This is a genomic window from Mesorhizobium sp. L-8-10, assembly GCF_016756635.1.
Taxonomy (GTDB): domain Bacteria; phylum Pseudomonadota; class Alphaproteobacteria; order Rhizobiales; family Rhizobiaceae.
Window position 1 is genome coordinate 4,459,270 of record NZ_AP023263.1, and the last position, 12,537, is coordinate 4,471,806.

A 12,537-nucleotide genomic window follows, 5' to 3' on the forward strand; every position below is an offset into this window, starting at 1 on the left:
GGCCGTGCGTCCGTCCGGACGCGCGGCGCGGGTCGCCGGGAGACCAGCCGATGGTTCCTGTTCTCGAAACGGGCGCGACCGTGTCCGAGGCGCGCCTCGCGGCAGTGATGATCCATGGTCGTGGCCGAACGCCTGAGGAAATGGCCAATCTTGGAGAAGCTCTGGCCATCGATGGTGTACGCTACTACTGCCCCGAGGCGCCGGCAGGCAGCTGGTATCCCCGCCGTTTCCTGGAGCCGCTGGAGGACAACCAGCCTGACCTCGGCAGGGCGCTCTCTGCAATCGATGCGCTGATCGACAGGGTAGGCATGGTCGGCTTCCCGGTCGAACGGTTGGTTATATGCGGCTTCTCGCAAGGCGCTTGCCTCGCAGTCCAGACTCTGATGCTGCGTCCGGCACCCTACGCGGCCGGAGTGTTCTTTACCGGCGGCCTGATCGGGCCACCCGGTACGACGTGGCGTTCGCCGAAGCGCATACCGGGCGTGCCGGTTCTGCTCACGGGAAGCGAGAACGACGACTGGGTGCCCGCCTGGCGCGTGCGGGAGACGGCGGCAGTCCTTTCGGGTTTCGGGGCGATGGTCGACACGGTGATCTATGAGGACCGTGCCCATGTCGTCAGCGACGATGAGATCCGCCGCGCCAGCCATATGCTTCGTTCCTGCCTCGAGCGGCTGGGACCTATCGACAGATAGCGTGTCGTGGCCGATGCCTTCCGCTTCGATGCCGGACGATCTATTCTCGATGCGCGACGCAGGGGACGGCACGATCGGAAGGACATGGCGAAAGGCTTCAGGATGATCCGCTGCGGGATGCGCGGGGTCGAGGCCATCGTCGCGGAGACGCGCCACAGCTTTCCCAGGCATTCGCATCAGCACTATGGCATCGGCGTCGTCCATCGCGGCGCCCAGCGATCCTTCAGCGGCAGGGGCATGGTCGAGGCCGGGCCCGGTGACACGATCACGGTCAACCCGGGCGAGGTGCATGACGGCATGCCGATCGGAGACGATGGCCGGGCCTGGAGCATGCTCTATTTCGAGCCGGCCATGATCCAGGGCGCGGCGGACGATATCGCCGACGGCGCTCATGGCACCCGGGAGTTTCATCATCCCGCGATTACGAGCCGGACGACGGCCAACATTTTCCTGCGCCTCTTCGCAGCGGCGACGGGTCCTGACGATGGAGCATCGCAGATCCGCTGCGACGAGTTGCTGCTTTCTTTGCTGGCGGGGCTCATCGGTGGGGAAATGAGCGAGCCAGCGCGGGCGGTGCCGATGGCGATCCGCCGGGCGCGTGCGCTCATCGACGATGCACCGGCGATGCCGGTCACTCTTGCCGATCTCGCGAGGGAAAGCGGTCTCAGCCGGTTCCAGGTCCTGCGCGGTTTCGCGCGGGCTACGGGCCGCACGCCGCATGCATATATCATGCAGCGGCGCATCGATCTCGCCCGAAGCCTGATCGCGGGCGGCATGCCGCTCGCCGAGGCCGCCGCAGCCGGCGGCTTTGCCGACCAGAGCCACATGACACGGCTGTTCGTGCGCAGCTTCGGCATTTCTCCGGGGGTCTACGCCGACGCGGTGACCTGACACGGCTCGCCTGCAATTCCGTTCAAGACGCCGCCCGGTCAGCCGGGCTCTTGTTTCGCCTCCGACAACAGCAGGCGGCGATTCATGCGGAAGCAGGTCGAGGGTTATCTCTATCTTTCGCTGGCGATGGTGCTGGTCGGCAGCACCGTCGTCGCGAGCAAGGTGATCGCGTCCGGTTTGCCGCCTTTCACGGCCACCGCATTGCGTTTCGTCATCGCCCTGCCGTTCTTCCTGGTCCTGATGCGACTCACCGCGTCATGGTGGCCGAAGCTCACACGACGCGATTGGGGGCTTCTCTTCCTGCAGGCTGCGGCCGGAAGCGTCGGTTATACCACCTTGCTGATCTCGGGGCTCCGCTTCACCTCCGCGGCGCATGCCGGCGTCATCATCGGCACGCTGCCCATCGTGTCCGCCGCCATCGCCATCCTCGTGCTCGGCGAGCGTCCCCGACGCTCCCTGCTGCTGGGGATCGGACTGGCGGCCGCCGGTGTGCTCGCCATCACGGTCCGAAGCGGAGAGGGCGGCGATTGGTTCGGCAACGTCCTGATCCTGGCGGCGGTAGTATGCGAGGGCCTCTTCATCCTGCTCAACAAGCGGCTGCGCACCGATATCTCGCCGCTTGTCCTGTCATCCATCATGACGATGATTGGACTGGCGACGGCGGCTGTCGCCGCCTGTCTGGAGGTGCCCTGGGCGATCACCATGACCACCGGGGCTGTGTGGGCGGTCATCTATTACGCGCTGGTTCCGACCGTCGGCGGCTTTCTTTTCTGGTATGCCGGAGCTGCTCGGGTGAGCGGCGCCGAGGCCTCGCTGTTCACCGCGCTGGCGCCGGTTTCGGCGCTGTTTCTCGCGGCGCTCCTGTTGAGCGAGCCCGTGGGGCCGGTGGAAATGTTCGGTGTCGGTTGCGTGCTCGCCGCAGTTCTTGCGACCGGACTTTCCGGTTTCTTCCAGGCCCGGCGACGGATGAGGGCTACGCGGCCCGATATGTCGTCACAGACGAGGTAGGATCATGCTTTTCCATCATGCCGACGACATCTGGGAGGATTTTCCCGACTCGTTCCGGGCGCTCTTCGAGCCGAAGGTATTACCAGGGAAGGGGCCGTCGAGGCCGCGATCGAACGGTTCAACGACATCGCGGAGAACCGGATCGCATCCCGTTCCGAGGGTGAGTTCCCCGAGATGCAGGCCTGGCGGCGCGCCTTTTCCCGCACGGGGCTGAAGCCGACCCAATATCGATGCGCGTTTGAGGTGTTGTTGCGGCGCTTCCGCTAGGAGCGATCGCTGCCGCGCATCCATCCGCTGATCGACCTCCGCAACGCTGCTTCGCTTGCTTTCGCTATCCCCATTGCCGTCTTCGATATCGCCCGGGTCGCCGGCAGCCTACAGGTTCGCCGTGCCACGGGCGGCGAAACCTACCGACCTTTTCGGAGGGCATCGCGTTGGTTCCATCCTGAATGGAACTACACAATCAAGCCTCGACGCTCGAAGCAGTCAGTACGCGGACTGTCCTTAGTTCAAGGATGTTCGGGGCGGCGGTCATTGCCAGTCCCCATCAAGATTTGCGCAGCGTCAGCCTTGCCGGGAAATGCAAGGAACTTTACAAATCAAGGCGATGTACGCCTCGGGAAGGATCAGACGGGAGTCGCGATCGCAAGCGCTGGACTGCCCGGGACAACCGCTGCGCCACCCTTTCCACGAAGCGAGCGTAAGCCGCGCCATCCCTGATCGGACCGAGGAACAACCCAGACATGGACCGGCTCGTCGCGACCGCGCACGGTCACCGCACCGCGGCCGACAATGCCGTCAAGCGCACTTTCGTCTCCCTCGTTTCCCATGCTGCGCACCGCATCGATGAGGTCGCTGCCGAAACAGATCTCCGCGTCGAGTTCGCGACAGAGCGCCTGCAGCCTGCTCGCGACGTTGCAGGTGTCGCCGACGACCGCGATCGACAGCTTGCGCTCGCTGCCGACGGCGCCGAGCACGACCGGCCCGTATTGGCAGCCGATCCGCACGTCGACGGAATCGAGACCGACTGCGGCGCGGCGCGCGTTCCATTGCCGCACCGAAGCGCTCATCGCCCGCGCGCAGCGCAGCGCCCTCACGACGTCGTCATCAGCCGGCTGCGGCACGCCGAACGTCGCCATGATGCAGTCGCCGATGTAATTGTCGACCGTGCCGCCGTGATCGAACACTACCTGCTCCATGCGCCGATGGAACTCCCTCAACAATGCAAAGACTTCCTCGGCCGGATGGTCCTCCGAATAGGCAGTGAAGCCGACAATGTCGGCAAACAGGACTGCAACCTCCTGGCGTCGGACCGGCCCGAACGGTTCGTCGGTCGACGCCAGCTCGTCGACGACGTTGGGTGAGAAATGTCGCGCCAGGTTGATCCGCGCCCGCTCGGCCGCGATGTAGTCCTCCGCCAACCGCCGCGAGCGCGACACGACCGCGGCGATGATGCCGGTGATGATCAGAATGAGCACGACGGTCGTGCTCTGCTCGATGACGTCGACGAAACTCGGATCGAAATAGAGCTGGAGCCGCTCGGCGACCGGCATGTCTATCATGCGCGCATCGCCGACGAGCGTCTCCGGTTGCGCGACCACCCAAACGACCGCCGCACTCCACGAGGCCGCTGCGGAAACGCCAACCCAGAGCGCGAGGCGCGGCGACAGCGTGAGCGCGGCGAGGCAAACGAAGATCAGGAGATAAGCGAACGAGCCCTCGCGCAGTTGCATCGCCAGCGGCATCTCGGTTTCTTCAAACGGATTTGTGCCGACGATCAGGAAAATGAGCAGCACGATGTCGAGTGTGCCAACCACGAAGCTCAGCCACGGTGGATTGAGCCGCCGCTTCACCAGCCCGTAATGGCAGAAGCCGAGCAGGTAAAAGACAACCAGGCCTGAGAGCGTGAAAGCGAGGGCCGCGTTCCACTCGGCGAAGAGAATGAAGAAGAGACCGACGGCCGCGAGCGCCGCCGAGCGCGCCCAGTATTGCAGCCTGGCGCCCTCGCGTTCGGCACGGGCGAGCATGAGGCCGAGCCGCTGGCGCTGTCGTATCCGTTCGTCCGCCACAGGTCCGGCTGGATTGAAGACAGGAGCGGTCCGAGGCAAGGCATCAGTCACGGGGTTCTCCGGTGCCGGCATCGGCCAGCCCGTCCGTCCAGCATCGGAACAACGCGCTGGCATTGACCCCTCCGAAACCGAAGCCATTGGCGATCGCGTACTCCATCTCCATCGGCCGAGCCTGGTTCGGGACGAAGTCGATCCCGTCGCCTGCCGGATCGGGAGCGCTCAGATTGAGAGTGGGTGGCGCCACCTGATCCCTGAGCGCCAGTATTGCGAAGATGGCTCCAAGCCCGCCGGCGGCTCCGAGCAGGTGTCCGGTCGCCGACTTCGTTGCGCTGACTGCGACTGTGGAATCGATGCCGAAGACCCCTTTGATCGCCGCGATTTCCCCGAGATCGCCCACTGGCGTGGAAGTTGCGTGCGCATTGAGGTGGCGGATCTCACGCGGCGAAATGCCGGCTTGGGCGATCGCGATCTCCATGGCCCGGCGGGCACCGTCGCCGTCCTCGGGACCGGAAGTGACGTGGTGGGCGTCCGCTGTCGTGCCGTAGCCGACGAGTTCAGCGAGTGGTTTTACGCCGCGCGCCAGCGCGTGGCCCAATTCCTCGATGACCAGGATGCCGGCGCCTTCGCCCATGACGAAGCCGTCCCGCGACATGTCGAAGGGTCGCGAGGCCTGATCAGGTGCCTCATTGAACCCCGTGGAAAGAGATCGTGCCGCGGCAAAACCGCCTAGACTGACGATATTCATGCATGCTTCCGTTCCGCCGCACACCGCGATGTCGGCTTCATCGGCGCGGATAAGACGAGCCGCGTCGCCGATCGCCTGGATGCCGGCCGCACATGCTGTCACAGGTGCGCCGAGCGGACCTTTCAACCCGTAGCGGATCGAGACGTGGCCCGCCGCAAGGTTCACCAGGAAGGACGGTATCGTGAACGGCGATAGACGGCGGACGCCGCGCGTGTCCACTGTGCGTACGGCCTCGGTTATGGCGGGAAAGCCGCCGATGCCCGAGGCGATGATCGTGGCTGTGCGCAAGCGATCCGCCTCCGAGACGGGCACCCATTTTGCCTGCGCAAGCGCCTCTTCTGCCGCCGCGAGCCCGAAGAGGATGAAGCGGTCCGCCTTGCGCTGGTCCTTCGGCGCAAAGACGGTATTCGGATCGAAGCCGGCGTCGCGGTCTTCTTCCAAGGAGGGAACCACCCCGCCAACCTTCGCCGGCAGGTCTCCCACCACGTCATCCGAAAGCCTCCGGATGCCCGAGCGGCCAGCCAGGAGACGCGACCAGGACGCTTCGACATTTGCAGCGAGGGGCGTGACTGCGCCCATGCCTGTAACAACAATCCGTCGCATCTATTCTCCAATCAGTTCGGGTGCGCCGCCGGCGTCGCCATCTCCGCCTTAGGCTGGCGCAGCGCGACAGGGAGAAAGACCAGAAGGGCAAGCACCGAGGCCGTGGTCAGGATGACAGCAAGAGAAGCAGACGGCTGAAGAGGCAGGACGCTTGCGAACGACGCGCCGATGGCCGCGCAGCCCATCTGGAGGAAGCCGAGCAGCGCGGATGCCAGCCCGGCCTGCCGTCCAAAGGGGTGAAGCGCGATTGCGGTACCCAGCGGGTTGATCAATCCCATACCGAGAAGATACAGCGCGATGGCCAGGGTGAAGGGCATGAAGGCCGGCGCCGCGGCAAACGCGAACATAATGAGGCCGCCAGCAAGCGCAATGAAGAGGCCGACCGTGCCGGCGGTACGCTGACCCCAGCGATGAGCCAGGCGTGGCGCGAGAAACCCAGCCGCAAAGACGATCAGAACTGTCGTCGCGAAGGATAGTCCGAGTTGGAAGGAGGTAAGGCCCAGTTCGCTCATCAGGACGGCGGGCGCCGCAGCAAAGAAGGTGTAAAGCCCGCCAATGACGAGGCTCACTGAAAGAGCGGGAAGAAGAAAGCGCTGGTCGACGACCAGGCGACCATATGCGGATGCGACGTCCGAAGCCGCGAGGGACGCCCTTCTGTCGACCGGGTGAGTTTCGCCGACGCTCGTCGAATAGTGCAGCGCGAGCGCCACGCCGAACACTGCGACGACGAGGAAGGTGATCCGCCAACCGAACAGGCTGTCGAGCGCGCTTCCGAGTAGAGGCGAAAAGCCCGGCGCGGCGGCCATCGCGATCATGGTCAGCGCAAGAGCCCGCGCGAGCGCTTCGCCATCGAATAGATCGCGAGCGATGGCGCGCGACAGGACCGAGGCGGCACAAGCCCCGAGCGCCTGAATGACCCGGCCAAGGATCAGGAAGGTCAGGTTGTCGGCGGCGGCACAAAGGACGCTTCCGGCGACAAAGATCGCTAGCCCGCCCAGCACCAGCCATTTGCGGCCGAAGCGATCCGAAAGCGGGCCGACCAGAAGCTGCCCGAACGCGAAGGCAACGAAGAAGCTACTCAACGTCAGGCCGAGTCCTTGGGAAGAAACGCCAAGGCTGGTGCCGATCCGTGGAAACGAAGGAAGGATAATGTTGGTGGCAAGTGCGCCGAGCGCAGCCAGCCCGGCGAGCAGGAATAGGATGCCCCCAGTCAGACGGCGCTGGGCAGACGAGGAGTTCGTGATCGAAAGTATGGACATCACGGCTTCCTGACCTGCGCGCGCAACTCAGAGACTTGCGCTTCGAGACTCCTGACCCGCCTTTCAAGGAATTCGAGTTCGGTCATGTCCATGGCCTCCTCAAATTGCCGAAGTTTCTCTAGCCAACGGCGCCAAGTCGTCTGTGAAGACAACCGCTGCAATTTCGAAACAATCATCTGAAAGGGTGTCCTCTGTTGCCGCGCGTGCGCGATCCGGCCGGCGACATCGTCATTGGCGCGGTCCTCGCTGCGCCTTGTTCGCAGACGACTCCGTCAGCACACTCTCGGCGGCCGCTCGTAGGAACTGCTTCGACAGCCGCTCGTCGTTGACGGCCCGAGAGAGGACGACCGCACCGACCATAGTCGAGAGAATGGCCATGGCTTTGCCGCCGGGCTTCTTGCCGTCGGCCTCGCCGACCCAGCTGTCGAGCATCTCGAGGTATTCCCTGATCCCAGCTTCGAACGACGCCTTCACGTCAACGCTCTGTCTGGCAGCATCCGAGCCGAGCGCCACGACCGGGCAGCCATCCATCCTTTCTGCGCGATGCCCCATGCTGAGGTAGAACGCGATCACCGCACCGAGCGGGTTCTGCGGGTTGGCAGCGGCGGCGACCGACCATCGGTGGGTGGCGCTCTCCATCGCCCGCCTGGACGCTTGTGCCGCCAAGTCCTCCTTTGACGCGAACTGCTTGTAAAAGGCGCCTTGGGTCAGCCCGGCACCCTTCATCAGATCCTTGAGGCCGATGCCGTCAAAGCCGTGCTCCCGAAAAAGGCGGCTTGCCACATTGATTACGGTTTCACGGTTCTCCGCGGCCTGAATGCGACTCACGCGCATCGTCGATCTCCTTTTTTTTAGATTGCGCTCACCTTCTATATCGGGTATAGAGTTCGAGTGCAATCTATTTTTGATGCGAGGCGACGGGCATGAAAAAGAGGAATCTAGTGGTTTTAGCCAGCATCCTGGCCGCGGTGTCCGGGACGGCAGCGTTCGTCACACTTGCCATTCCCACCCAGGGAGCCTCCGCTGCGAGCGACCCGAGGCAGCAGCCGCCGATCGTCAGACTGGTAACGCCAGCGCGGGTGACCAGGGCCGAACGCGGCTTCACGGGCATCATAGGCGCCAGGGTGCAGAGCGATCTCGGTTTTCGCGTCCCCGGCAAGATCGTGGAACGGCTTGTGAATGCCGGTCAGCAGGTCAAAGCCGGTCAGCCGCTGATGCGGATCGACGACGCCGACCTTCGCCTTGCGCTAACAGCGAAGCGCAATGCAGTTGCCGCAGCGCGTGCAATGGTCGCTCAGGCAGAACCGGATGAACGGCGATACGCCAGTTTGCTCAAAGATGGATGGGTCCCCCGACAGCGCTACGAGCAGGCGAAGGCTGCGTTGGATACGGCCAAGGCGCAACTCGCCGCTTTCGACGCCGAGGCACGGGTCGCCGAGAATGAGGCGACCTACGCGGTCCTGGTGGCGGACGCAGACGGAACGGTGATCGAAACGCTTGGCGAGCCGGGGCAGGTCGTCTCTGCCGGCCAGACAGTGGTCCGGCTTGCCCAGACCGGCTCCCGCGAAGCGGTGGTCGCGCTTCCCGAAACGATCCGCCCGGCGATCGGCTCGGTGGCCGAGGCCAGCGTATATGGCGGCGATGGGCGTCGCTATACGGCGCATCTTCGGCAGTTATCGGATTCCGCCGATGCCCAGACCCGTACCTATGAGGCCCGCTATGTGCTCGACGGTGAGGCCGCGGCAGCACCACTCGGCGCAACGGTAACCATTCGGCTTGCAAGCCAGGCTGGTCAGCCGGAAGTCCAGGTGCCGCTGGGAGCCGTGCTCGATGATGGCAAGAAGACTGGCGTCTGGATTTTGGACAGCGCCGCCTCGACCGTACACTTTCGGCCCGTCAAGCTTGTTCGTGTGACCAGCGAAACCGCAGTGATCTCCGGACTAAGCTCTGGTGATCCGATTGTTTCGCTCGGCGCTCATCTCCTGCAGGAGGGCGCTCGCGTCAGGACTGCGTCTGAAAGCGGAGGCAGCTTATGAACCTCAATCTTTCCGCGATCGCCGTTCGCGAACGCGCCGTCACCTTGTTCTTCATCCTCCTGCTGGTGGCCGCCGGCGCCTACGCCTTCGTCATGCTCGGGCGGGCGGAGGATCCCAACTTCACCATCAAGACCCTGACCGTCACGACGGCGTGGCCGGGCGCGACCGCGCGCGAGATGCAGGACCTCGTCGCCGAACCGCTGGAAAAGCGGCTTCAGGAACTGACCTGGTACGACCGGGTGGAGACGACCACACGGCCGGGCTACGCATATATGACGGTTACGCTGAGGGACGACACGCCGCCATCCGCCGTTGAGGAGGAGTTCTACCAGGCCCGCAAGAAGCTCGGAGACGAAGCCCGCAACCTGCCGTCCGGCGTCTACGGCCCCTTCGTCAACGACGAATATTCGGATGTGAGCTTCGCCCTCTACGCCCTCAAGGCCAAGGGCATGCCGATGCGCGAACTGGCCAGGCAGGCCGAGGTGATCCGCCAGGACCTGCTGCACGTGCCCGGCGTCAAGAAGATCAACATCCTCGGCGAGCGTCCCGAGCAGATCTTCGTCGAGTTTTCCTATGCCAGGCTGGCAACGCTGGGCGTGTCGGCACTGGATATCGTTGCCGCCCTGCAGCGGCAGAACACCGTCACGCCGGCGGGCTCCATCGACACGAAGGGACCGCAGGTCTTCATCCGGGTCGACGGCGCTTATGACAGCGTCCAGGCGATCGCCGACACGCCGATTGTCGCTCAGGGGAGGACGCTGAAGCTCTCCGACATCGCCGAGGTCCGTCGCGGCTACGAGGATCCCCCCACCTATCTCATCCGGCGCCAGGGTGAGCCCACCATCATGCTTGCCGCGGTCATGCAGGAGGGCTGGGACGGTCTCGCGCTCGGCAAGGCGCTGGAGGAAAGGACCGCGGCCATCGGTGAGACGCTGCCGCTCGGGATGACGCTCGACAAGGTGACCGATCAGGCCGTCAACATCACGCATGCGGTCGACGAGTTCATGATGAAGTTCGCCATGGCGCTCGGCGTGGTGCTGCTGATCGCCCTGATCAGCATGGGTTGGCGCGTCGGCATCGTCGTCGCGGCCGCCGTTCCCCTGACGCTTGCGTTCGTCTTCCTCATCATGCTGCAAACCGACCGGTTCTTCGACCGCATCACGCTCGGCGCCCTCATCCTGGCGCTCGGCCTTCTCGTGGACGACGCCATCATCGCCATCGAGGTGATGGTGGTGAAGATGGAAGAGGGCATGGACCGCATCAAGGCGGCGGCCTATGCGTGGAGCCACACCGCGGCGCCGATGCTTTCGGGAACGCTGGTGACGATCGCCGGCTTCCTGCCGGTTGGCTTCGCGCGCTCGACGGCCGGTGAGTATGCCGGCAACATCTTCTGGATCGTTGGGTTCGCCCTCATCGTCTCCTGGGTCGTCGCGGTGATCTTCACGCCCTATCTCGGCGTCAAGATGCTGCCCGAGATCAAACCGGTCGAAGGCGGCCACCACGCGATCTACGACACACCGAACTATCGGCGCCTCAGACGGCTCATCGCCTTCGCCGTGCACCACAAGTTCGTAACCAGCGGTATCGTCGGCATCGCTTTCGCGCTTTCCGTCATCGGTATGGGCGCCGTCAAGCAGCAGTTCTTCCCGACATCCGACCGCCCCGAAGTGCTGGTGGAGGTTCGCCTGCCGGAAGGCACCAGCATCGAGACGACGACGGCCACGGTCGAGAAGCTCGAACACTGGCTCGACGAGCAGCCCGAGGCCGAGATCGTCACGAGCTATGTCGGCCAGGGCGCGCCCCGCTTCTTCTTCGCGATGGCGCCGGAACTGCCCGATTCCGCCTTCGCCAAGATCGTCGTGCTGACACCGGACGCGGAGGCGCGCGAGGCGTTGAAGCACCGGCTTCGGGAGGCGGTGTCACGGGGGTTGGCCCCCGAGGCCGATGTGCGCGCCACCCAGCTTGTGTTCGGCCCCTACACGCCGTTCCCGGTCGAGTTTCGGGTCACGGGACCCGATCCCGCGCAATTGTACAGGATTTCCGAGGAGGCCCTCGACATTATGCGCAGCGTCCCGGACGTACGGCAGGCCAACCGCGATTGGGGCAATCGCACGCCCGTGCTCCGCTTCGTCCCGGACCAGGACCGGTTGAACCTCATCGGCCTCTCGCCGGCGGAGGTGGCCCAGCAACTCCAGTTCCTGCTCACCGGCATCCCTGTCACGCAGGTCCGCGAGGACATCCGCAATGTCCCCGTCGTGGCGCGTAGCGCCGGGGCTGAGCGGCTGGATCCGGCGCGTCTGGCGGATTTCTCACTGATGAGTCGGAACGGCCGGCAGGTTCCGCTCGACCAGATCGGCCATGCGGAAATCCGTCTGGAAGAGCCGATCCTGAAGCGCCGCGATCGCACGCCCGTCATCACGATCCGCTCGGATATCAATGAGGCGACTCAGCCTCCGGAGGTCTCCAAGGAGATCATGACGGCCCTTCAGCCGCTGATCGCATCGCTGCCAGCCGGCTATCGCATCGAACTGGGCGGATCGATCGAGGAGGCCGAAAAGGCCAATACTGCTCTGGGCAAGGTCTTCCCGCTCATGATCGCCGCCACGCTGATCGTCATCATGCTGCAGGTGCGATCCTTCTCGACGATGACCATGGTCTTGCTGACGGCGCCGCTTGGCCTCATCGGCGTCGTGCCGACGCTCATCGCCTTCAACCAGCCCTTCGGTTTCAACGCCATTCTGGGGCTGATCGGACTGGCCGGTATCCTGATGCGCAACACGCTGATCCTGACCGAGCAGATCAACGAGAACCGTGCCGCCGGCCTCGACGACTATCACGCCGTCATCGAGGCCACGGTGCAACGCGCACGACCCGTGGTACTCACCGCGCTTGCCGCCGTGCTGGCCTTCATCCCCCTCACACACTCCGTCTTCTGGGGATCGATGGCCTATACGCTGATCGGCGGCACGGCGGTCGGAACCGTGCTGATCCTGCTCTTCCTTCCCGCGCTCTATGCCGCGTGGTTCCGGATCAAGCCGACTGCTGATGAGATCCATGAGGCTTCGACGGAGGAACCGGAACTGCGATTAGCAATGGCTGCTGAATAGGGCTCTGTTGTCGGAGGAGACGGGTCAAGTTCTCGCCCGCTGGCTTTGCGTGAACATACGGGGGGCCAGCCGCACGACCTTACCGTTTGCATGTGATCGCCCGGGGCGAGCCAGGCAGATCCGATTC

Annotated in this window: 9 protein-coding genes and 1 pseudogene; 6 read left to right on the forward strand and 4 right to left on the reverse strand. The window is 64.5% G+C overall.

Annotated elements, in window-relative coordinates; translation table 11 throughout:
* Nucleotides 1–50: 50 nt before the first annotated feature.
* The 4 genes and pseudogenes from JN280_RS20550 to JN280_RS20565 all read left to right on the forward strand — a co-directional run bounded on the left by JN280_RS20550 (nt 51) and on the right by JN280_RS20565 (nt 3,311).
* Entirely contained in the window at nt 51–692 is a 642-nt protein-coding gene (locus JN280_RS20550; RefSeq protein ID WP_202304694.1) for an alpha/beta hydrolase, read from the forward strand.
* A gap of 84 nt (nt 693–776) precedes the next feature.
* On the forward strand, nt 777–1,583 hold the full coding sequence (locus tag JN280_RS20555; RefSeq protein WP_202304696.1) for an AraC family transcriptional regulator: 807 nt from the start codon (nt 777–779) through the stop codon (nt 1,581–1,583).
* A gap of 84 nt (nt 1,584–1,667) precedes the next feature.
* Nucleotides 1,668–2,591, forward strand: a complete 924-nt coding sequence (locus JN280_RS20560; protein ID WP_202304697.1) for a DMT family transporter — start codon at nt 1,668–1,670, stop codon at nt 2,589–2,591.
* Between the two features lie 4 nt (nt 2,592–2,595).
* Nucleotides 2,596–3,311: pseudogene (locus tag JN280_RS20565) on the forward strand (B3/B4 domain-containing protein).
* Here the strand turns inward: JN280_RS20565 and JN280_RS20570 are convergent.
* The 4 genes from JN280_RS20570 to JN280_RS20585 all read right to left on the reverse strand — a co-directional run bounded on the left by JN280_RS20570 (nt 3,218) and on the right by JN280_RS20585 (nt 8,101).
* Nucleotides 3,218–4,711, reverse strand: coding sequence for an adenylate/guanylate cyclase domain-containing protein (locus JN280_RS20570; RefSeq protein WP_244741822.1), 1,494 nt, complete (start codon nt 4,709–4,711; stop codon nt 3,218–3,220). The pseudogene JN280_RS20565 and the gene JN280_RS20570 sit on opposite strands and share 94 nt — an antisense overlap.
* Nucleotides 4,704–6,008 (reverse strand): beta-ketoacyl-ACP synthase II, encoded by a 1,305-nt coding sequence (fabF, locus tag JN280_RS20575; protein WP_202304702.1) that lies wholly within the window; start codon nt 6,006–6,008, stop codon nt 4,704–4,706. Before fabF ends, JN280_RS20570 begins: the two co-directional genes overlap by 8 nt.
* 11 nt (nt 6,009–6,019) lie before the next feature.
* On the reverse strand, nt 6,020–7,267 hold the full coding sequence (locus JN280_RS20580) for a multidrug effflux MFS transporter (protein ID WP_202304704.1): 1,248 nt from the start codon (nt 7,265–7,267) through the stop codon (nt 6,020–6,022).
* A 228-nt stretch (nt 7,268–7,495) separates the two neighbouring features.
* Nucleotides 7,496–8,101, reverse strand: a complete 606-nt coding sequence (locus JN280_RS20585; RefSeq protein ID WP_202304706.1) for a TetR/AcrR family transcriptional regulator — start codon at nt 8,099–8,101, stop codon at nt 7,496–7,498.
* An 89-nt stretch (nt 8,102–8,190) separates the two neighbouring features.
* Here JN280_RS20585 and JN280_RS20590 point away from each other — a divergent pair, with 89 nt between their 5' ends.
* Nucleotides 8,191–9,303, forward strand: a complete 1,113-nt coding sequence (locus JN280_RS20590) for an efflux RND transporter periplasmic adaptor subunit (RefSeq protein WP_202304708.1) — start codon at nt 8,191–8,193, stop codon at nt 9,301–9,303.
* A complete protein-coding gene (locus tag JN280_RS20595) occupies nt 9,300–12,410 on the forward strand; it encodes an efflux RND transporter permease subunit (protein WP_202304709.1) in 3,111 nt (1,036 codons plus the stop codon). Before JN280_RS20590 ends, JN280_RS20595 begins: the two co-directional genes overlap by 4 nt.
* Nucleotides 12,411–12,537: the final 127 nt, after the last annotated feature.